Genomic DNA, 20,645 nt, shown 5'->3' with positions numbered 1-20,645 from the left:
AACAGAATCGCCTTACTTTTTGATGAACTTTGACTTATGAGATTTTTCAAAACATTCTAAAAATAAAAGTCATGCCAGATCCAAGAATTAAAAACGAAGAACAGTATGAAGCATTGGTGAAAAAAGGATACAGCAAAGAGAAATCGGCGCGTATTGCCAATACACCCAATGCAGGAGAAAAAGGCGGAAAAGCAAAGCCTTATGATGAATGGACAAAAGAAGAACTTTTGAAACAAGCCAGTAAAGTTGGCATAAAAGGAAGATCTTATATGAATAAAAAAGACTTAATAAAGTCTTTAAGAAATAATTAAAATAAACAGCAAAACTATTTCTGTGATAAAAATTTAAATACCATGAATGCGGCGAGAAAAGAAAATTTGATGAATCAGCTAATTAAAGCGCCACAGCTAGTTATTGAAAAACTAGACTTAGAATATATTAATGATCATCAATTGACAATTGTACGCTGCCGCGAAGGAGAAAATTTCGTTTATAAAAAAAACGGAAGAAATGTGAAAAGCAAAAATGAAATTAAGCGCATTAATAGTTTAGTTCTTCCGCCAGCTTGGGAAAACGTTCGTATTACTGATATTACAAATGGACATTTGCAAGCTGTGGGAACAGATCTTAAAAATAGAAAACAATATCGTTATCATCCGAGATGGAATTTGATTCGAAACCAGACTAAGTTTTACAAAATTGCAGAGTTTGGAGCCAAACTTCCATTCATCAGAAAACAAGTAGATCTTGATTTGGAACAAAAAGAATGGTCTAAAGAAAAAGTAACGGCTTTGGTGATTCGATTAATGGAAGAAACACATATTCGAATCGGAAACGAGAAATATGCCAAAGACAACAAATCGTACGGACTTTCGACTTTAAGAAAACGCCATATTAATATCAATAGAAATTCGCTTCGATTTGAATTTATTGGAAAAAAGGGAAAACAGCATACTATTACCACTCGAAACAAGAAATTGATCAAATTGGTAAGCCGTTGTGAAGAAATTCCAGGTTATGAAGTTTTTAAATATTACGATAAAAACGGCGAAAGAAAGGTTTTGGACAGTCACGCGGTAAATGAATATCTGCATGCTATTTCGGGCGAATATTTCAGTGCGAAAGATTTCAGAACTTGGGCCGCTTCGATTATTTTCTTTGAAAGTTTAATGGAAATTGGAGTCACTTCTAATGAAAAAGAAATCAAAAACAATATCATTACAGCTTTTGATTTAACTGCTGAAGCACTCGGAAACACGAGAAAAGTCTGCAAAGATTATTATGTTCATCCGCTTTTGATTTCGACTTATGAAGATGGTTCAATCCAAAAATACTTTGATTCGGTTAAAAAAAGCCGAAGCAACAGAAAATATTTTACAAAAACAGAAACCGCATTCTCAGAACTGATTAAAAATTATGAGGTCAATTTTGAGCAAGAATGCGCCTAAATATAAGAGTTGAGCTTCTCTCCAAAAGCTTTAAAAGTTTGAATACAAACAAAATCATTATTAACTAAAAAACTATTATTATGTTACGTTGGACAGTCACTTTTATTATTCTAGCCATAGTGGCGGGAATATTTGGTTTCGGTGGAATTGCCGCTGGAGCAGCTAGTATCGCTAAAATTTTATTCTTTATATTTTTAGTTCTTTTCGTTATTTCTTTAATCAGCGGAAGATCAAGAGTATAAGAGCAGTAGCAGATATACAAGAAATTTAAAACGGCACATTATTTAAAATGTGTCGTTTTTGTGGTTTTAATAAATAAAAAAAAACAGCAAGTCATGGGAACACAAAGCGGTGCTTATCAAGATGTTTACATTAAAAGAGAAGACGCAATGGTAAGCTTGAAAAACGATGTGACAGATTTTTGTGAAAAATACATAAAGCCTGTGCATCCTGAAAATTGGGATTGGTCGGTTCGTGATTTCGAAAATCCAAAAAACGACCCGACAACGGCAGAAGCCCGAGCAATTGCCAATGTTGTGTTTAAAGATTTAAGTGATCCAAAGCACACAGATGTCGATCTTTCTACAATGAATAATGTCCATGCGATTAAGGCCTATTTGGATCCGAAAAGCAAGCATGAAGCTTTTAATATGGAAGAATTTGCCTTTGCCTTAAAAGTAGAATTGGAGCACGGGAGAATAAAAGAGGTAAATGTGACTAATAATCATCCGTTTTTGACGGCTATGATTGCGCTTGCCCACATGACAGAAAGTTTGACTTATTATAAAAGGCTGAAAGTAATGGAAGCCGAGGGAGAAATTTATGAAATTGTTCGAAAAATAGAGGCTTCATCTGAAGGAAAAGAAGAATGGTATAAAGAATTAGGCAAAGCCGAACAAGAACTCAACGAAGCCAGAGCGGGATTATCAGAACGCCTGGCGCGTATGGACGATATTCCAGTACTGAAAATTATTGGAGATTAAGTAGTTAAATTTTAAACTCAAAAAACCGTCCCGATTTATCGGGACGGTTTTTTCTTTTCTTTAAAATGAGATTAGAATCGGCGAGGATCATTTTCTGGATATTCTTCGTCATCGTTATCTTCTTGAACATCATCTTCAATATAATCATTATCGTCTTCATCTATATCCTCTTCGATATAATCATCATCGTCATCATCATCTTCATCCTCGTCATCAATGTCTTCTAGGACATCTTCGGTTTCATTAAAGTCGTATTCGTCTTCTTTAAGATCTGATGGATTATCAAACTCGTCATTTTCTTCCGTATAATTTTCATCTTCTAGTTCGACCTCATAAATATCATCATTGTTGTCTTCGAGATCTCTGTCGGTATGAAAATCGTCATTTAGATCATCTAAATCATCATCACTCACAAAATCATTTTCATACGGATTTATTCCATTCGGATTATGCCCGTTTCGCACCATATAGCCTCGTTCTGCGATTTCACTAGCATTGTTATCGGGCTGTTTGATATCTTCATCAAGATCTTTACTCATATTTCGGTCATTTGAGAAATGATTTTTTAAATCTCCGTTGTAGCTATTTTTTTTATCGATAGTATTCATGACATCTAGTTTTTAATGATTAATACTTAACAAAGCTAGGATGAAGATAAAAGAATTGCTTATAAGATTTTAAAGTCTAATTGTATAATTAACAGATGCTTAGAATAGAATTTTAAGTTGAAATCTTATAACCCCTTCCAAAGCAGAGGCTGTAATTTTATCATCATATTAATCATTAAAAAATTATTACCATGAAAACTACAGATAGTAAAAAAACAACTACTGCAAAATCAACTACTGCAAAAAGTACAGCAACTAAAACAGCTGCTGCAAAAGAAACCACACCAAGAGGAGTTACAAAACCAAAATCGAATGCCGCTTCAGGTTTAACTGAATTATTTGAAGACGGATTAAAAGATATTTACTGGGCAGAAAAAGCCTTGACCAAAGCCTTGCCTGTAATGGTTAAAAATGCTTCTTCTGTTGAATTGAAAGATGCCATTGACAATCATTTGACAGAAACCGAAGAACAAATTGTTCGTTTAGAAGAAGTATTTAAAATTATTGGTCAAAAAGCAACAGCAAAAAAATGCGATGCTATGGAGGGTTTAATCGAAGAAGCAAAAGGAATGCTGGAAGAAACCGAATTAGGAGTGGTGCGTGATGCCGGAATTATTGCTGCAAGTCAGAAAATTGAGCACTACGAAATTGCAACTTATGGTACTTTGAGACAATTTGCTGAAACGCTAGGTCTCGCAGAAGCCGCTACTTTATTAGAACAAACGCTCGATGAAGAGAAAGGCGCAGATAAAACACTTACAGAAGTTGCTGTTAGTGCAGTAAATCTTGAGGCTGCCGAAATTGAATAAAGCCCTAAGAAAGAAATAAAAGTGCAGTTCTCATACTGCACTTTTTAGTTTATAAAATTTTAGTATATGCCCGAAGGTCCGTCTATAGTAATCTTAAAAGAAGAAGTGCAGCAATTTACTGGACAGAAAATAATTTCTGTATCTGGAAATACTTCTATTGATATTTCTCGTCTAGAAAATCAAACCATTATTGCTTTTAAAACCTGGGGAAAACATTTCTTAATCTGTTTTGATTCTTTTACAGTAAAAATCCACATGCTCATGTTTGGAACTTACCGAATAAACGAGCGAAAAACTTCCAAGCCAAGGCTAAGTCTGGTTTTTAAAAGCGGAGAACTTAATTTTTACACTTGCTCCATCAAAATTCTAGAAGGTGATGTCAATTCGCATTACGATTGGAGTGTTGATGTGATGAATGAAAATTGGGATCCGAAGAAAGCTCAGACTAGTATGGAAAAGCAACCCGAAAAAATGATCTGCGATGTAATTTTAGATCAGGATATTTTTTCTGGAGTAGGCAACATTATTAAAAATGAAGTTTTGTACCGCTGTTATGTTCATCCAGAATCGATTGTAGAAAAAATTCCGCCTCACATAAAAAGCCAGCTTATTGCTGAATGTTCGATTTATAGTTTTGAATTTTTGTACTGGAAGAAAAAGTTTGAACTCAAAAAGCATTGGGTAGCTTATACCAAAACGACCTGTTTAAGATGCAATCTTCCGTTTGAGAAGAAACAGACTGGAGCCCGTAAACGCAGAAGCTTTTTCTGCACTAACTGCCAACAATTATACAAATGAAAAATCAAGTCATAATAGGATGTTCCAGCTTTTATAACAGTTTTTGGAAGAATGTTTTTTATCCTCATAATCTTCCTTCCAAAAAATGGTTTGAGTTTTATTGCCATCACTTCGATACGTACGAGTTTAATGGAAGTTTTTATAAATTTCCAACCGTTCGCATTTTCCAAAATTGGTATAATAAAACGCCGGAGTCTTTTTTGTTTTCGGTCAAAGTGCCGAAAGAAATCACGCATATCAAAAAACTGATAGACTGCGAAAGCCGTTTAAATGAATTTTACGCGGTTTGCAAGGAGGGAATGCAGGACAAACTCGCCGCGATTTTATTTCAGTTTCCGCCAAGTTATGCTTTTAGCAGAGAAAAATTGGATGCTATTATTGGAATTTTAAACTATGATTTTAAAAACGTGATAGAGTTTCGACACGAAAGCTGGTGGAATGATGAGGTTTGGAATTCATTTAAAGAAAACAATATTACGTTTTGCAGTGTGAGTTATCCGAATCTTCCTCAAACTATTTTCAAAGATTTTCCGCTATTTTATATGCGCTTTCATGGAATTCCGAGATTATTTCATTCGAGTTATTCTACAGAAGAGTTGCAGCATGTGCATCGTCAAATTCGTTCCAAAAAAGGATTTGTCTATTTTAATAATACTGCGAGCGAAGCAGGCATTCTGAATGCTTTAGAATTGAAAAGAATGGCTGGTTAGTTTATTTTTTGCTGTGAGTTTTTTTTTACGCAAAGTGCGCTAAGGTTTTTTTTATTTTGAAGACTTAATGCAGGCGTTTAAAAAGTTCGCAAAGCTTTGTGTTTTAGATAGCTTTGAGCATAATTTTGTTTCACGCAGATTTAGCAGATTTTTGGGATTTTTGTTGCTGTTGAAGAGATTTTTGCAGATTCTTAATCCTTTTAATCTCTAATCTGTGGCAAAAAATTAACGCAAAGTTCGCTAAGATTTTTTATTTAGATGACTTAATGCAGGCGTTTAAAAGTTCGCAAAGCTGTTGTCTTTAAGCTTTGTGAATTTTTTTTTCACGCAGATCTAGCAGATTATGGGGATTTTTGTTGCTGTTTAAAGATTTACGCAGATTTTCTTTCTAATCTGTGGCAGAAATAAACGCAGAGTAAGAAAATTTTTCCCGCAGATTTAGCAGATCAAGGAGATTTTATTTGAGTTAAAAAATTACGCAGATTATAAATCTGCAAAAATCTCTTCAACACAATAAAAATCTGCATCATCTGCTAAATCTGCGTGAAACAAAACCTGCGCAATTGGATATTTAGAAATCTGCAAAAATTTCCTCACCGCAATAAAAATCTGCATTATCTGCTAGATCTGCGTGAAACAAAAATTATGCGCAATATTGAGTATTTAAATCTGCGAGAAACAAAATTATGCGCAAAAGCAAAAAAATAACCACAAAGAGAGCAGGAAAATTCTTTGCGAACTTTGCGTAAACCTCTGAGCTCTTTGCGGTTAAAAAAATCAATAATTTACAATTTCAAACTTCCTTCAATTCCGTCATCCATTGTTTTTCCTGTTATTAAAGCGGCTGTCATTTTAGCAATCGCCACCATTTTTCCGTTTTTGTTGTTCCAATAGTAACCATCTTCAGGAACCACTTTTATCACACTCAGATTCGGATCATCTATGCCTCCAGGCATCCAGATTTTTACTGCTGGATTATATAATTCTTCAATAGTTTTTCTATCATACGAAATAGTTGCCGTACCGTGAAGGGTTAAAAACTTATCGTGCGGTTCCGCAAAGAAAATTTCAACCATCGGATTCTGAGTAATTTCAGCATTCTGACCGCTATTTCGGTCAGATAAAAACCAAAGCTGTCCTAAATCATCAATTTTCTGAACCGACATTGGTCGAGATTGTATTTTGTATTCTTTATAAGTACAAAACATACACGTTTTAATATGCTCAGCTAGATCTTTTATTTTATCTACTGCAAATTCATCTGTAAGGTCTTTATGATCGCCCATAATGCTATATTTTTAAGTTTTTTATATTTAATCGTTTGACAAATAATACTTTTATCTGCCTTAAAATAGATACCAGTAAAGTTGGCTCTTTTTGTCCTTTTTTAGCTTATATAATTCAACTTAGAAATTATGAGATTTCAATTTATACCGTTTTGTAAGAAATTGGGCTAGTACCTTTTTGTTACATAAAAAATTGCACTATCTTTGAAAGATAAATTTCTAAGCCAAAAAGACGATGATAGATTTTACTATTTTTTATACTGACGACGACGAAGATGATTTGTGTATTTTTGCTGATGCCGTAGAAAGTATACCTCAAAATATTAATCTTCAAACATTTTCTGCAGGCGAAAATTTCTTAAATGCCATTTTTAATCCGCCTGCAACGCCTTATGTCGTTTTTTTGGATTTGAATATGCCAGGAAAAAATGGATTCGATGTTTTAGAAGAGCTTCGAAATTCAGACTATAGAAAAGATATTCCCGTTGTAATTTATTCTACTTCAAGCGAACCTGGTATTATCGAAAAATGCCGTAAGCTAGGTGCCAATTGCTTTATTACGAAACCCATTTTAATGAATGACATTATAAAATCAATTGAGCACGCTATGCAAATTGACTGGCAAAAATTTATTCCGAACCAATCTAATTTTGTTTTTAGATACTGATTTCAGATAAATCGGGAATGTAAATATTAAAAACTGAACCTTTGCCTTTTTCACTAGAAACCGTTATAAAACCTTTATGGTTTTCTACGATTTTCTTCACAATGGCAAGACCAATTCCCGTTCCGCGATATTCGCTTTCCGTATTCAAGCGCTGAAAAACTTCAAAGATTTTTTCTTTGTACTCCAATTCAAAACCAATTCCGTTATCTGTAACTTGAAGATGATGGTAGATTTTATCTTTAAATTCAGCATTCGGCAATAATTTACCTTCCACTTCAGTAACCGAAATTTTTACTATTGGAGCAACGCCTGGACGAGAAAATTTCAACGCATTTTCGACCAGATTATGAAGCAGTTGTCTAAACTGAAACTGTATAAGAGTGGCTTCTCCTAAATCGTGATATTCTACAACAGCATTTTTTTCTTCAATTCGATCCGAAAAATCGCTTATTACTTCTTCTGCAACTTCATCTATTTTAACTCTCGAAAAAACACGGTCGGCAGAATTGGCTCTAGAATAAGTCAATAAATCTTGTATGAGATTCTGCATTTTCTTTGCCGAAAACTCAATTCTATTTAAATACGCTTTGGCATTTGCCGAAATATTCTGTTCATCCAAATCGGCCAATCGGCTAGCAAAAGTTTGGATTTTTCTCAAAGGCTCTTGAAGATCATGGCTAGAAATATAAGCAAACGACTGCAGTTCGATATTCATATTGACCAAATCGCGGTTTTTCAATTCCAGCTGCGTGGTACGTTCAATAATTTGTTCTTCCAACTGATTAGTAAAGTTTTTTTGCTCTTCTATATCCGTGCTTGTTCCCACCCACATTTGAATCTTTCCCGACTCGTCCATTTGGGCAATTGCACGGCTAAGCTGCCATCTGTATTCGCCATCATAGCGCTTAAATCGATGAATAAAAAGAAAATCATGTCCTGTTTTAACCGATTCCATCCAGAGTTTGACATTTTCTTCTCGATCGTCAGGATGCACAATCTGCAGCCAGCCATTTTTCTCAATTTCTTCTTTAGACAATCCAGAATAATTGTAAATCGTTTGATTAAAATAATTTAAATTTCCCAGAGTATCGCTCGTCCAGATCAGCTGCGGCATAGAGTCGGCGAGGAGTCTGAATTTTTTTTCGCTTTTCATCAAAACATGCTGATTTTGTTTTTCGGTAGTAAAATCCATTAAAGTGCCGACCATTTTAGAGGGCTCTTTATTTTCATCAAAAAAGATTTTACCATGAACTTTAATCCAGCCAATAGAATTGTTTACTTTTAAAATTCGAGCTTCATATTTATAAATTCCATTTTTAAGCGCTTTAGCAAAAGCTTCAGCAACAATATGTTCATCTTCTGGAAATATGCGGCTTCGAATATCCTGATGTACAATTTTGCTGTTTTTTTCAAAGCCAAAAATGTCTAGAATAGTATCGCTGTAGATTAGTTTTTTAGTTTTAAGATTTAAATCCCACATCGCAATTTCGCCAATTTCAGCTGCCAATCTAACTCTCTCTTCTGCAGTTTCCACTTTTTTTCTAGCTTTTACTTTAGAAGTGACGTCATATACAGTACACATAATTCCCGAAGCCTGTCCGTCTTTTTCGTAGAGTGGAGTGTATTGGTAATCGAGATAGAATTTCTTTAATTTATCATTAATATCAACATAAGCAACGGCTTCATTTTCGCGAATTGTTTTTCCGTTTACCAAAACTTCCTGCAATAATTCAGGGTATTTTTGCTGTTGCAATTCAGGAAAAACTTCTAATAAAGGAATGCCAATACAATCTTTTTCTTCCTTTTGCCAGATATTGTACATCATTGCTTTATTGGCCATTTCGATAATAAAATCTTTTCCTCTAAAGATCGCCATTGCAATTGGCGAGTCAATTACAATATCGCGAAAAGCTTTTTCGCTTTCTTTAAGAAGATGCCTTCCTTTTACTTCTTCAGTAACTTCATAAGAGACAACAATAACGCCGTTAATAATTTCATTTTCATCTTTTAACGGATAAAAAACGAGATTAAAATAGCCTAATTCTTGCTTATTATAACGATTTAAATTAACTGGTAATTCGTCAGTATAATACGGAATTCCAGTTTCATAGACTTTCTTTAGTAAAGGAAAAACCGTTTCCTCTGCTTCTGGAACCGAATCAAAAATGGGTTTGTTTAAAATTTCGTTTTCCTCTTTATCAATAATATGAAGATACGTTTCATTGGCCATTTCCACAATCAGATCTGGACCTTTTAGAATTCCAATTCCAACTGGAAGCTGTTTTACAATGTCTTTAAAACGTTTTTCACTTTCTTCAAGCCTTGTACGCGTCAAAACCTGATGGGTTGTCTCATTGCAAATTACGAGAACTCCAGCTACTTTTCCATTCTCATCATGTACAGGACTATTGCTAAATGTCCAGTACACATCTTCCAATTTTCCATTTCTATAAATAGGCAATAATTGATCTTCATGCCAAGTCGAATCGCCTTTTTGCAATACCTGATCTATGAGAGGTTTAATAAAATCCCAGATTTCAGGCCAATAATCGGCACCTTTTTCTCCAAGAATAGAAGGATGTTTGCCATTATTTCCTAAACTAGGACGATAGGCATCATTGTAGAAACAAATATGATCTGGCCCCCAAAACAAAAACATAGGAAATTTAGAGTTTAGAAGAATTCCTAAAGTAGTACGGAGGCTTTGAGGCCAAGATTCAACTGGCCCCATAGCTGTTTTATTCCAATCTTTGACACGGATAAGTTCACCCATTTCTCCTCCATTGGCCAAAAAATCATAATTGTTGTAACTCATTCAAATTGTATTTTTATGTTCCTGTTTAACAGGTCGTTTTTCATTACTTTAAATCGGTAATGTTTGTTTTTTTTAGATTAAGCTTTATTAAAATTAGTAAAAAATAAATATCCGCAGAAATGCGATTTTGAATGAGGCAAGATTAAAATCGTTAGAGTTAATTTTATCATTTTTCTATGCGGAAATTTGAATAAAAGATAAAAATAAAAAGCAATGAAAAGGGAAGATTCTAAACACGAAACCGATAATATAAAAAGATACCAGGAGGAAGGATATACAGTAAATTATTTATTTGAAAATGACCGCCTGATAGATTCTCAAAGTAAAGTATCTTATAAACCAGAAGACATATTTATTGTGGCACATCATCGTTATGAAGGAATGAGCGATCCAGATGATATGTCGATTTTATATATTATCGAAACTAAAGACGGAGGAAAAGGAACTCATTTATTAGGATACGGCCCAACGGCAGATTTAGAAGAAGCAGAATTTTTTAAAGACATTCCGAAAGCCAATTACTCTAAAAATTCAGACGTAAACGAGTTAACGTAATTTTTAAGCTTCTAAGCTTCTGAGCTGCTAAGGGACTAAGTACTTTCCTAATGTCTTAGAAGTTAAAATCTTAGCGCCTTAAAAGAATATTTTTTTTTTAAAGCTTCTGAGCTTCTGAGTTGCTAAGTATTTTTCTTAGTGTATTAGAAGCTCAAAATCTTAACACCTTAAAAGAATAAAAATAGATTGGTATTTTTATTTTGCTGATGAGCAGTTGTTTCAAATTTATTTGGAGCAGCTGCTTTTTTTTTTGAAAGTTGCAAAGGGACAAAGTTGCAAAGGGACAAAGTAAAACTTGACTTGAAAAACTTTGTCACTTTGTCTCTCTGCAACTTTGAACCTTAGAATAATGAAATATCTCCTCAAAATTGTATAAGGAATTGACTGACAATATGAACGAAATTTGGATTAAGAAATTGAGATAACAATCAAAGGTGAGTTTTGTACAAATTCCCGCTTTATTAACCAAACCGAAATAATGAAAAAACTTTACTTAAATACAGGAAGCTTTGATGCTGTTTTTACTAATCTGAAAGAGAGTTTCGGCGGAGACTTATTGATTACTGCCAACGAATACAAATTGATATTTAAATCAAAATGGGCAAACGGAAGCATTTCTGGAGTTCGTTTTGAAAAAGAAATGACGTATTTAAATTTTGACTTGACTTTTAATCAAGAAGTTAGTTTAAGTATTGAATCTAATCCGTTTTCGCCTGTGTTTTTTGCGTATTGCGAGAAAGGAAATGTATTGCATAGTTTTGGTGCCGATGGAGCTACTCATTGTCTTAAAAAACAGCAATCGGGTATTATGAGCAATTCTTCTACGATCAATAGCGTATTGTATTTTCAGAGTCATCAGCAAATTCAATTCTCTATAATTGGAATGCCAACAACAGTCGAAAATAAAGAAATTGATTTTGTTTCTCAGGTAAAAAAAATATTTACAAGCAATTCTGGAAATTATATTTACATAGGAGATGAAAATCATAAAATAGGGGAGAAATTTCAGGAACTTAAAAGAATCCCAAATCAAGGTGCAATTCGTTATTTATTAATGAGAAGTATTCTTCGTGAGGTTTTAGAATTAGAGATAGCGCAACATAGTTATAATTATTTTACAATGTTTGAGCCTATTTTAAACTTTGCAGTAAAGCAATTAGACGAAATCAAAAAACTATCGCCTATCAAATTAACCGCAATTGCAGCGCCAGTGCATTTTTTAAAGAGAAACTTGCAATCTCGAAAATACAATTTGGAATTAGATCCATACAACCAAAAATTAGCTAGCTAGTAAGCATACCATATTCTTCACTTTCAAAAAAAACAGCTTCGATCGAGCTGTTTTTTTCTTTTTAGAACTTATTCTTTTTCAAAATAAAGAATAAAATAAACCATAATCAGGTTTAGAATAAGTGAAATACTGTTGGTAATAATGATAGGCAAATCATTTTTCAAAATGCCATAAACCACCCATATCGCAATACCAAAAGTAAGCGTACCAAACATTTTAAGCGAAATCTGTTTCACCTTCTTAGTCTTCCAAACTTTCAGTATTTGCGGAACGGTTGATAGCGTTACACACGCCCCAGCAAAAAGTCCTATGATATCTATATAATTCATTTGTTTTTTGTTTTAAGTGACAGAGGGGCAAAGTGACAGAGAGGCAAAGTTTTTTTGTAAACTTTTAGGCGTTTGGTTGGTCATTTTTGCGAACATGCTTTGCGTTCTTAATTTTGCTAGCAAACACTAAAATCCTCAGCGTACTTTGCGTAAAACCTTTGCAATCTTTGCGTTAAAATATGCGCACAGTAAAAAAACTTAGTAGCTTAGCATCTCAGAACCTTAGTGGCTTAAAAAACTCAGCCCACAAGCTCCCCACCGTTTATATGAATAAATTGCCCTGTAATGTAACTGCTGTCTTCGCAAGCCAGAAAAACATACGCCGGTGCTACTTCAGAAGGCTGACCGGCTCTTTCCATCGGATTGTCTTTTCCAAAATCAGATAATTTATCAAAGCTTGCTACGATTAAAGGCGTCCAAATTGGTCCAGGAGCAACGCCATTAACGCGGATTTTTTTCTTCGCCAGCATAGTAGAAAGCGAACGTGTAAAACTTACAATCGCTCCTTTGGTACTCGCATAATCGGCTAAATGTTCGCTTCCGCGAAAAGCAGTTACAGAAGTGGTATTGATGATCGCATCGCCTTCTTTCAAGAATGCCAATGCCGCTTTAGTAATATAAAAATAAGGATAAATATTAGTCTCAAATGTCTTTTTAAGCTGTGCACTCGTAATCTTTTCCAATTCTTTTTGCGGAAATTGAGTGGCAGCATTATTCACCAGGATATTTAGGCTTTTAAAAGTAGTATGGCATTTCTTTACTGCGGTCTGACAAAATTTTTCATCTTTTAAATCTCCGCTTATCAAAAGACATTGCTGCCCTTCTTTTTCAATCATAGCTTTGGTTTCAAGGGCATCTTTATCTTCTTTTAAATACACAATGGCTATATTAGCGCCCTCTCTTGCAAAATGTACAGCGACACTTCTTCCGATACCGCTGTCGCCTCCAGTTATAAAAGCTGTTTTTCCTAATAATTTACCGCTTCCAGTATAATTCTCTCTAATAATTTCGGGTTCGGGATTCATCTTATGTTCGTTTCCCGGTAGATTTTGTTTTTGTTCGGGAAATGTCTGTTTCTTTTTCATGATTCTTTCTTTTTAGGCTTTTATGCTATTTAAAATTAGCGCTTACCTAAAATTTCGATTGTCTTAAAAGATATTTTGTTTGCCTCAATTAAAAACAAAATGGCAATTGTGTATGAAAATACATGGGTTTTGTCTAATACTGATACTAATAGGAAATTTCTAATAAGTTAGCAATCACCCAGAACATTCAATTGAAATACAAAAGATGGGAATTTTGTAACTATTTTCGATTTAAATAAAAAACCTGCCCGTTATTTTTTTTATACATTTGAGAATTTCCGCGCCAATTTTTTGCAGCTCATTTTGCAATTCGTGTAAAAAATAGGAAAATTTTTACGATTATTTAAAAAACAAATTATTTTGAATTACAACCGATTTAGCTATCCGACATGGTATTAATTGTAGACGATATAAGGGCCAATATTATTGCCCTGAAGAAAACATTAGAGCTGCATAATATCGATGTTGATAGTGCCGAATCTGGAGAAGAAGCTCTCAAAAAAATCCTAAAAACAGATTACTGTCTCATCATCATGGACGTTCAAATGCCAGGACTCGATGGATTTGAGGTAGTAAAAATTCTTTCTGGAAACAAACGCACAAAAGATATTCCCGTTATCTTTCTTTCGGCACTTAATACCGAGAAAAAATATATCTTTAAAGGTTATGAAACAGGTGCTGTTGAATACATTACGAAGCCTGTAGATAGCGATTTGCTGATACTCAAAGTAAAAACCTTCATTAAAATTTACGAGCAGCAAAACGAATTGAAAGCCATGAAAGACCTGCTTTCTAAAGAAATAAAAATTAGAAAAGAAGCGCAGGACAACCTTGAAATTAAAATTGCGGAACGAACAAAAGAACTGGTTCAGAAAAATGAAGAACTAGAACTTAGAAATCACGAATTACAGCAGTTTTCTTGGGTAGTATCGCACGATTTAAATGAGCCGATTAGAAAAATTCAAATCTTTATCAAAATTATAAAAGACCTTTACTTAAAAGCAGACGACAAAGCTATCGATTATGTGGATCGAACAATAAAATCCGCAGAAAGAATGCAAACTTTAATTACCGATCTTCTGGCTTATTCTAGACTTTCGGCTCAGGTAAAACCTGAAAAAACAGATTTAAATGTGGTATTGCAGGAAGTCTTAGGAGATTTTGATTATTTGATCGAACGCAAAAATGCTACGATAAAAACCAACGAACTTCCAACCGTAGACAGTATTCCGAGTCAGATGCGTCAGGTTTTCCAGAATCTAATTGGAAATGCCCTGAAATTTTCTAGCGATGATAAAGCTGTAATCGAAATAACTTCTGAAATCATTTTAGATAAAGCAATCGACAGTCCGAGTTCTCCTGAAGGTAAATTTTGCCGAATTGTGGTGAAAGACAACGGAATCGGTTTTGACGAAATTTATCTGGATCGAATTTTTATCATTTTCCAAAGTTTAAATGACCGCCAATCTTATGAAGGAACGGGAATTGGACTGGCAATCGCCAAAAAAATTATAGAAAAACACAACGGACTTATCACAGCCAAAAGTAAACCAGGCGAGGGCGCAAGTTTTATAATTGTGCTACCTTTGAAATACGAATTAAAATAATTTAGAAATATATGAATGGTAATTTTAAAAGAAATTTATTAATCAGCTCGCTAGTTTCACTGTTTGTACTTACAATTAGTTCGGTTGCTTCTTTTATTAGTATTAAAAGTCTATTAAGCAGTAATTTTTGGGTCAATCATACTCAAGATGTAATCTACAATCTAAACGAAGGTTCTTCTATTATTACCGAAGCCCAAACCAGTATGAGAGGGTATCTGCTTACGGGCGACGAACAGTTTGTAGATCGATTTTCGGATGCTGAAAATAGATCAAATAATTACTTTGACAAATTGGATGAACTGACGACTGATAATCCTTCGCAAAGAAAATTACTAGACGAATTGCGTGAGAAGCGTTCAGGTTTCTTTAAATATCTAAACAATCAGATTGTAAAAAAACGCTTAAGCAAAGAAACCCTCATTTTCGACTTGAATGAAGGCCGAAATATGATGAACGACATGAGAGCGATCATCAAAAAAGTTGAAAATACAGAACAGAAACTTTTAGAAGAACGCAATTCAAATTCAGAACGTTACGGTAACTACAGTTTGGCTTTAATTGTAGTGGCCTTTTTTATTGCTTTTCTTATTTCTATTGTTTTCTTAATCAGAATTTTAAAAGATTATAACGAAAGAACTTTACTGCAAAAAGAATTAGAAAGAAAAGACAAAGATATAGCAGAAAGACTTCAAGTAATTGGCGGAATTGCAGCCCAAATTACCAAAGGAAATTACGATGTTCAGATTGATGATAGAAAAGCCGATACATTGGGCGCTCTTGGAGCTTCTATACATGAAATGAAAGATTCGCTAAAAACGTCTTTCGACTTGCTGACGCAAAAAGAATGGCTTCAGTCGGGTGTTGCAACTCTGAATGATAAAATGCTGGGCGAAAAAACGATTCAGAAATTATCTAAAGATATCATAGAATTTTTGTGCCAATATACCAATGCCAGCGCTGGAGTTTTGTATGTTGTTGATGGAGAAGAAATGGCCATTTCTGGCGGTTACAGCTATATTCCGAGTAAAAGCAGAGAAAGAATTAAAAAAGGCGAAGGTTTAATTGGGCAGGCAATCGTTTCTGGGAAAATGCTCGAATTGAAATCATTTTCAGCAGATAATATTCAGATCAATTATGCATTGGGAGAAATTAAACCAACGCATATAGTGGCGCTTCCGCTAATGGACTTTAAGATTGAAGGAGCAGTTGAATTGGCCAGTATTTATGGTTTTTCTGTACTGCAATTGGAATTTTTAAACTTAGTGGCCAACAATATCGGAATTGCTCTAAAAGCGACTCAAAACCGTAAACGTGTTTTAGAACTTCTGGAAGAAACCAAATCACAGTCAGAAGAATTACAGATTCAGCACAGCGAATTGGAAGCCATAAATGCTGAATTGGAAGCGCAAACTGAAAAACTGCAGGCATCAGAAGAAGAACTTCGCGTGCAGCAGGAAGAATTGGAGCAGACCAACGAGGAATTGTCTGAAAGAAGTGTTTTATTAGAAGAAAAAAACACAGAAATTCAGAAAAAATCAGAAGCTTTAGAATTAACAACGCGCTACAAATCAGAATTTTTGGCGAATATGTCGCACGAGCTGAGAACGCCACTGAACTCGATTTTATTATTGAGCCGTCTGTTATCTGAAAATAACAACCAAACGATGAACAATGAAGAAATTGAATTTGCAAAAGTAATTCAGAGTTCAGGAAACAGTTTGTTAGGATTAATTGATGAAATCCTAGATTTATCTAAAATTGAAGCGGGTAAAATGGATCTGGAATTCTTGGATGTTTCGACAAAAGAAATTACAGACAGTCTTCATAATTTATTTTATCTGATTGCAAAAGAGAAAAACATCAATTTTGAAATCATTGCTAAAGAAGCGCCAATCGTTATCAAAACAGATAAAATGCGTTTGGAGCAGATTCTGAAAAACCTGATTTCGAATGCTATTAAATTTACTGAAAAAGGAACAGTAAGCCTCGAAATAAAAGTAAATTCAGATAACGACAAAGAGATTTGCTTCATTGTAAAAGATACTGGAATTGGAATTCCGTTAGAGAAACAGCCATTAATTTTTGAAGCTTTCCAACAAGCAGACGGTTCAACGAAACGTAAATATGGAGGAACTGGTTTAGGATTATCAATTAGCCGTGAATTGGCAAAACTGCTTCGAGGAGAAATTACATTGCACAGTAAAGTAAATGAAGGAAGTACGTTTACATTGTGTCTTCCGGTTTTGGGAATGGCTTTAAATAAAATTTCGGTTAATACTAGACAGGAAGAAGAAGTTTTTGAAGAAGTTACAGAAGAAACAGATAACAAGCCAAAATACATTAGCGAGGTTATACCAGCAGAAATTGAAGACGATAGAGATTCGATTGTAGAAGGCGATAAAGTGATCTTGATTGTAGAAGACGATATTAGTTTTGCTAAATCATTGCTGGCTTTTACACAGAAAAAAGGCTATAAAGGCGTTGTTGCGGTAAGAGGAGATTATGCTTTGAATTTTGCTTTAATCTACAAGCCAATCGGAATTTTATTGGATATTGAGTTGCCAATTAAGAGCGGCTGGCAGGTTTTGGAAGAATTAAAAAACCATTCTCAAACCAAGCATATTTCGGTACATATCATGTCATCGCACAAATTGAAACAAGAAAGTCTGCTGAAAGGAGCTGTAGATTTCTTAGATAAACCAGTGGCATTTGACAAAATTCCAGAAGTTTTTACACGTATCGAACATATCATCAACAAAGAATCTCAGAAGGTTTTAATTATTGAGGACAACCCGAAACATGCAAAAGCATTGGCTTATTTCTTAGAAAACTATAATATTAATTCTGAAATTAAAAGCGAAGTTTCGGAAGGATTATCGGCTTTGGGTAAAGAAGAAGTAGACTGCGTGATTTTGGATATGGGAATTCCAGATAAACAGGCTTATGAAATTCTGGATGGCGTGAAGAAAAGCCCAGGATTAGAAAATCTGCCCGTAATTGTCTTTACAGGAAAAAGTTTATCTGTAAAAGAAGAATTAAAAATTAGAAAATACGCCGATTCTATTATCGTTAAAACGGCACATTCGTATCAAAGAATGCTTGATGAGGTTTCGCTTTTCCTTCATTTGGTAGAAGAAAAGAAAGAAGGAAATGCTAAAAAAGAAAACCACAAAAAGCTGAATTCGCTGAATAATATTCTGTTTGAGAAAAAAGTATTAATTGTAGATGATGATGTACGAAATATATATTCTCTTTCGAAAGCTTTAGAAGCATTTAAAATGAATGTAATTACGGCTTTTGACGGAAAAGAAGCCATTAAAATTTTAGATGAAAATCCAGACACAGACGTGGTATTGCTCGATATGATGATGCCAAATATGGACGGTTATGAAACAGCCGAAAAGATAAGAAGTAATCCTAAATTTCTTAACTTAGCAGTGATAGCCGTAACGGCCAAAGCTATGACTGGCGACAGGGAAAAATGTATTAGGGCAGGAGCCTCAGATTATATTACAAAACCTGTAGATGTAGACCAGTTATTATCGTTGTTGAGAGTGTGGCTGTATGATAAAATCTAATTTTAAAAAGCTGTAAATGGGAAAAAAACGCGTATTGATAGTAGATGATGATTCTAGGAATATTTTTGCTTTGGTAAATACCTTAAAAGCAAAATCGTATGACTGTGTATCTTGTCTAAGCGCCGAAGAAGCTCTAAAAATATTAAAAGAAGACTCATCTATAGATGCAGTTTTAATAGATATGATGATGCCGGAAATGGATGGTTACGAGGCAATTCCGCTTATAAAGGCAATTCCATCACAAGAATCGACATTGGTAATTGCTGTAACGGCACAGGCCATGTCAGGAGATAGAGAAAAATGTATAGAAGCAGGAGCAGATGCCTACATCTCAAAACCAGTAGATGTTGATAAATTACTTCGGATTTTAGAAGAAATTTAAATGAATTATGATTGAAGATATTGAATTAGAAACTCTTATAAATGATGTTTACGAATATTACGGTTTTGATTTTGGAAGCTATTCCAGAGCCTCGCTTAAAAGACGCGTAAACCGCGTTTTTTATTTAGATGGATTTAAACATTTTCATGAGTTTCTATCTAAAGTCCGCACTGATCCAGAATATTGCAAAAGAATGATTGATGAAATAACGGTTAACGTAACTGAGATGTTTCGTGATCCGTCATTTTATCTCACCCTCCGCAAAGAAATCCTTCCATTGTTAGGAACCAAACCATTTATCCGTATCTGGCACGCAGGATGTTCTACAGGAGAAGAAGTGTATTCTATGGCGATTATGCTGAAAGAAGCGGGTTTGCTGCATAAATCGATATTGTATGCAACAGACATCAACGCGTCGGTGCTAGAAACGGCCAAAAGCGGTATTTTTCCGCTGCGAATGATAAAAGATTATGCCGATAATTATCGCGATGCGGGCGGTCAGCAGGATTTCTCCGATTATTATATTGCCAACTACGGCTTTGCAAAGTTTAACGAAAATCTTTCTGAGAAAATGGTTTTCTCGCAGCACAATCTGGTTTCAGATACTTCGTTTAATGAATTTGACCTCATTTTGTGCCGCAACGTTTTAATTTATTTTGATAATAATCTGCAGAAACGAGTCGTTAATCTATTTGATGACAGCTTGTCTGTTCTCGGTTTTTTGGCGCTCGGAACAAAAGAAACTATAAAATATTCTATATCTCAAACCAAATATAAACAGTTTGCTAAAGAGAAAATATGGAGGAAAGTAAAAGAATAAAAAATTGTAAAGCAGTTATAATTGGCGGATCAGCAGGAAGTCTACAGGCATTATTGCAAATTTTGCCTTTTGTAGAAAAACCGCTTTCCTTTGCTATTATAATTGTAGTTCACAGAAAACACTCAGACGAACAAACTTTAGAAGCTTTAATCGCTTTAAAATCTAAGATACAAGTAAAAGAAGTAGAAGACAAAGTAAAACTAATACCAGGCTTTATCTACATTGCGCCTTCCAATTACCATTTGCTATTCGAAAAAAACGAAACATTGTCATTAGACACTTCAGAAAAAATAAATTACAGCAGACCAAGTATAGATGTTTCTTTTGAGTCGGCTGCAGAAATTTACGGTAATCAGTTGGTCGGAATTTTACTTTCAGGTTCCAATTCTGACGGAACAGTTGGATTAAGAGCCATCAAAGCAGCTGGTGGAGTTACAGTAGTACAAAATCCGCTTTCTGCAGAAATGTCTTTTATGCCCAATAATGCCATTTTGCATACCGCTCCCGATTTTATTTTAAATACAGAAGAAATTCTTGAATTTATAAAAGGGATTAATACAGTAACTCCTTGAGTATACTTATTTAAAAATACAATTAGTGTAAAGCAAAAGAATCCGAAGGATTCAAATGTTTATAGAAATTTATGTTTCGTTTGAGTATGACTCCCTCGGAGTCACATATCTTCGGTTGGAATTATGTGCTATAAAGATTTGAATCCTTCGGATTCTTTTATATATGGACCTCTAATGAGCGGTTTTAATTTTTAAGATTTAAAAAAATCCGTTTTTATCCGCGTTTTTGCATTGCAAATCCGATTCATCCGTGTCCAAATACAGTAACTCCTTGAGTGTGATTATTTAAAAATGCAATTTGT

20 protein-coding genes are annotated in these 20,645 nt (G+C 34.3%); 15 read left to right on the top strand and 5 right to left on the bottom strand.

From position 1 onward, the window contains the following. The first annotated feature begins 71 nt into the window (after positions 1-71). From AC3E9W_RS20855 to AC3E9W_RS20840, 4 genes are all read left to right on the top strand, one after another. On the top strand, positions 72-311 hold the full coding sequence (locus AC3E9W_RS20855; RefSeq protein WP_306157885.1) for a DUF7218 family protein: 240 nt from the start codon (positions 72-74) through the stop codon (positions 309-311). 42 nt (positions 312-353) lie between these two features. Beyond that, a complete protein-coding gene (locus AC3E9W_RS20850) occupies positions 354-1,448 on the top strand; it encodes a DNA topoisomerase IB (protein WP_306157887.1) in 1,095 nt (364 codons plus the stop codon). Positions 1,449-1,528: 80 nt separating this feature from the next. Beyond that, positions 1,529-1,690 (top strand): DUF1328 domain-containing protein, encoded by a 162-nt coding sequence (locus AC3E9W_RS20845; protein WP_012026284.1) that lies wholly within the window; start codon positions 1,529-1,531, stop codon positions 1,688-1,690. A gap of 93 nt (positions 1,691-1,783) precedes the next feature. Next, on the top strand, positions 1,784-2,431 hold the full coding sequence (locus tag AC3E9W_RS20840; protein ID WP_306157892.1) for a DUF5661 family protein: 648 nt from the start codon (positions 1,784-1,786) through the stop codon (positions 2,429-2,431). 71 nt (positions 2,432-2,502) lie between these two features. Here AC3E9W_RS20840 and AC3E9W_RS20835 read toward each other — a convergent pair whose 3' ends face one another. Next, positions 2,503-3,039 carry a hypothetical protein gene (locus tag AC3E9W_RS20835; protein WP_488769867.1) on the bottom strand — a complete coding sequence of 179 codons (537 nt, stop codon included), beginning with the start codon at positions 3,037-3,039 and terminating at the stop codon, positions 2,503-2,505. 191 nt (positions 3,040-3,230) lie between these two features. Here AC3E9W_RS20835 and AC3E9W_RS20830 point away from each other — a divergent pair, with 191 nt between their 5' ends. From AC3E9W_RS20830 to AC3E9W_RS20820, 3 genes are all read left to right on the top strand, one after another. Next, entirely contained in the window at positions 3,231-3,848 is a 618-nt protein-coding gene (locus AC3E9W_RS20830) for a YciE/YciF ferroxidase family protein (protein ID WP_488769866.1), read from the top strand. A gap of 66 nt (positions 3,849-3,914) precedes the next feature. Then, positions 3,915-4,646 (top strand): DNA-formamidopyrimidine glycosylase family protein, encoded by a 732-nt coding sequence (locus tag AC3E9W_RS20825; protein WP_488769865.1) that lies wholly within the window; start codon positions 3,915-3,917, stop codon positions 4,644-4,646. Continuing rightward, on the top strand, positions 4,643-5,356 hold the full coding sequence (locus AC3E9W_RS20820; RefSeq protein ID WP_488769864.1) for a DUF72 domain-containing protein: 714 nt from the start codon (positions 4,643-4,645) through the stop codon (positions 5,354-5,356). Before AC3E9W_RS20825 ends, AC3E9W_RS20820 begins: the two co-directional genes overlap by 4 nt. A 785-nt stretch (positions 5,357-6,141) precedes the next feature. Here the strand turns inward: AC3E9W_RS20820 and AC3E9W_RS20815 are convergent. Continuing rightward, positions 6,142-6,642, bottom strand: a complete 501-nt coding sequence (locus AC3E9W_RS20815) for a pyridoxamine 5'-phosphate oxidase family protein (protein WP_488769863.1) — start codon at positions 6,640-6,642, stop codon at positions 6,142-6,144. A 235-nt stretch (positions 6,643-6,877) separates the two neighbouring features. On the opposite strand from AC3E9W_RS20815, the gene AC3E9W_RS20810 reads away from it, so the two are divergent. Next, positions 6,878-7,309 (top strand): response regulator, encoded by a 432-nt coding sequence (locus AC3E9W_RS20810; RefSeq protein WP_456892484.1) that lies wholly within the window; start codon positions 6,878-6,880, stop codon positions 7,307-7,309. On the opposite strand, the gene AC3E9W_RS20805 is transcribed toward AC3E9W_RS20810, so the two are convergent. Next, the gene (locus tag AC3E9W_RS20805) at positions 7,299-10,124 is read right to left on the bottom strand and encodes a PAS domain-containing sensor histidine kinase (protein ID WP_488769862.1); all 2,826 of its coding nucleotides are present in this window, start codon (positions 10,122-10,124) and stop codon (positions 7,299-7,301) included. The two genes, AC3E9W_RS20810 and AC3E9W_RS20805, sit on opposite strands and share 11 nt — an antisense overlap. A gap of 213 nt (positions 10,125-10,337) precedes the next feature. Between AC3E9W_RS20805 and AC3E9W_RS20800 the strand changes: the two genes are divergently transcribed. Next, positions 10,338-10,679 carry a hypothetical protein gene (locus AC3E9W_RS20800; RefSeq protein WP_488769861.1) on the top strand — a complete coding sequence of 114 codons (342 nt, stop codon included), beginning with the start codon at positions 10,338-10,340 and terminating at the stop codon, positions 10,677-10,679. Positions 10,680-11,157: 478 nt separating this feature from the next. Continuing rightward, the gene (locus tag AC3E9W_RS20795; protein ID WP_456892489.1) at positions 11,158-11,970 is read left to right on the top strand and encodes a hypothetical protein; all 813 of its coding nucleotides are present in this window, start codon (positions 11,158-11,160) and stop codon (positions 11,968-11,970) included. A gap of 68 nt (positions 11,971-12,038) precedes the next feature. Here the strand turns inward: AC3E9W_RS20795 and AC3E9W_RS20790 are convergent, their stop codons facing one another. Beyond that, positions 12,039-12,299, bottom strand: a complete 261-nt coding sequence (locus tag AC3E9W_RS20790) for a SemiSWEET family sugar transporter (protein ID WP_488769860.1) — start codon at positions 12,297-12,299, stop codon at positions 12,039-12,041. Between the two features lie 239 nt (positions 12,300-12,538). Continuing rightward, positions 12,539-13,384 (bottom strand): SDR family oxidoreductase, encoded by an 846-nt coding sequence (locus AC3E9W_RS20785; RefSeq protein ID WP_306157916.1) that lies wholly within the window; start codon positions 13,382-13,384, stop codon positions 12,539-12,541. A gap of 389 nt (positions 13,385-13,773) precedes the next feature. Here AC3E9W_RS20785 and AC3E9W_RS20780 point away from each other — a divergent pair, with 389 nt between their 5' ends. Genes AC3E9W_RS20780 through AC3E9W_RS20760 form a run of 5 tightly spaced genes read left to right on the top strand, consistent with a single transcriptional unit; the run spans position 13,774 to position 20,343 of the window. Continuing rightward, positions 13,774-14,991, top strand: coding sequence for a hybrid sensor histidine kinase/response regulator (locus tag AC3E9W_RS20780; protein WP_306157918.1), 1,218 nt, complete (start codon positions 13,774-13,776; stop codon positions 14,989-14,991). An 11-nt stretch (positions 14,992-15,002) separates the two neighbouring features. Further along, positions 15,003-18,569: a response regulator gene (locus AC3E9W_RS20775; RefSeq protein WP_306157920.1), complete on the top strand. Its 3,567-nt coding sequence runs from the start codon at positions 15,003-15,005 to the stop codon at positions 18,567-18,569. Positions 18,570-18,603: 34 nt separating this feature from the next. Further along, positions 18,604-18,951 carry a response regulator gene (locus tag AC3E9W_RS20770; protein WP_488769859.1) on the top strand — a complete coding sequence of 116 codons (348 nt, stop codon included), beginning with the start codon at positions 18,604-18,606 and terminating at the stop codon, positions 18,949-18,951. 7 nt (positions 18,952-18,958) lie between these two features. After that, positions 18,959-19,771: a CheR family methyltransferase gene (locus AC3E9W_RS20765; RefSeq protein WP_306157924.1), complete on the top strand. Its 813-nt coding sequence runs from the start codon at positions 18,959-18,961 to the stop codon at positions 19,769-19,771. Continuing rightward, the gene (locus tag AC3E9W_RS20760; protein WP_488769858.1) at positions 19,750-20,343 is read left to right on the top strand and encodes a chemotaxis protein CheB; all 594 of its coding nucleotides are present in this window, start codon (positions 19,750-19,752) and stop codon (positions 20,341-20,343) included. The genes AC3E9W_RS20765 and AC3E9W_RS20760 overlap by 22 nt, the downstream gene beginning before the upstream one ends. The last annotated feature ends 302 nt before the right edge of the window (positions 20,344-20,645 follow it).

The organism is Flavobacterium sp. 38, from assembly GCF_057799715.1.
Note: the sequence above shows the minus strand (reverse complement) of the source record. Positions and strands in the feature narration are given on the sequence as shown.

Bases quoted from the DNA above. Each gene is read 5' to 3' on its own strand.
- AC3E9W_RS20765 (WP_306157924.1), top strand. From the start codon at position 18,959: ATGATTGAAGATATTGAATTAGAAACTCTTATAAATGATGTTTACGAA.
- AC3E9W_RS20805 (WP_488769862.1), bottom strand. From the start codon at position 10,124: ATGAGTTACAACAATTATGATTTTTTGGCCAATGGAGGAGAAATGGGT.
- AC3E9W_RS20825 (WP_488769865.1), top strand. From the start codon at position 3,915: ATGCCCGAAGGTCCGTCTATAGTAATCTTAAAAGAAGAAGTGCAGCAA.
- AC3E9W_RS20850 (WP_306157887.1), top strand. From the start codon at position 354: ATGAATGCGGCGAGAAAAGAAAATTTGATGAATCAGCTAATTAAAGCG.
- AC3E9W_RS20815 (WP_488769863.1), bottom strand. From the start codon at position 6,642: ATGGGCGATCATAAAGACCTTACAGATGAATTTGCAGTAGATAAAATA.
- AC3E9W_RS20785 (WP_306157916.1), bottom strand. From the start codon at position 13,384: ATGAAAAAGAAACAGACATTTCCCGAACAAAAACAAAATCTACCGGGA.
- AC3E9W_RS20760 (WP_488769858.1), top strand. From the start codon at position 19,750: ATGGAGGAAAGTAAAAGAATAAAAAATTGTAAAGCAGTTATAATTGGC.
- AC3E9W_RS20840 (WP_306157892.1), top strand. From the start codon at position 1,784: ATGGGAACACAAAGCGGTGCTTATCAAGATGTTTACATTAAAAGAGAA.
- AC3E9W_RS20800 (WP_488769861.1), top strand. From the start codon at position 10,338: ATGAAAAGGGAAGATTCTAAACACGAAACCGATAATATAAAAAGATAC.
- AC3E9W_RS20820 (WP_488769864.1), top strand. From the start codon at position 4,643: ATGAAAAATCAAGTCATAATAGGATGTTCCAGCTTTTATAACAGTTTT.
- AC3E9W_RS20795 (WP_456892489.1), top strand. From the start codon at position 11,158: ATGAAAAAACTTTACTTAAATACAGGAAGCTTTGATGCTGTTTTTACT.
- AC3E9W_RS20835 (WP_488769867.1), bottom strand. From the start codon at position 3,039: ATGAATACTATCGATAAAAAAAATAGCTACAACGGAGATTTAAAAAAT.
- AC3E9W_RS20790 (WP_488769860.1), bottom strand. From the start codon at position 12,299: ATGAATTATATAGATATCATAGGACTTTTTGCTGGGGCGTGTGTAACG.
- AC3E9W_RS20780 (WP_306157918.1), top strand. From the start codon at position 13,774: ATGGTATTAATTGTAGACGATATAAGGGCCAATATTATTGCCCTGAAG.
- AC3E9W_RS20810 (WP_456892484.1), top strand. From the start codon at position 6,878: ATGATAGATTTTACTATTTTTTATACTGACGACGACGAAGATGATTTG.
- AC3E9W_RS20845 (WP_012026284.1), top strand. From the start codon at position 1,529: ATGTTACGTTGGACAGTCACTTTTATTATTCTAGCCATAGTGGCGGGA.
- AC3E9W_RS20830 (WP_488769866.1), top strand. From the start codon at position 3,231: ATGAAAACTACAGATAGTAAAAAAACAACTACTGCAAAATCAACTACT.
- AC3E9W_RS20775 (WP_306157920.1), top strand. From the start codon at position 15,003: ATGAATGGTAATTTTAAAAGAAATTTATTAATCAGCTCGCTAGTTTCA.
- AC3E9W_RS20855 (WP_306157885.1), top strand. From the start codon at position 72: ATGCCAGATCCAAGAATTAAAAACGAAGAACAGTATGAAGCATTGGTG.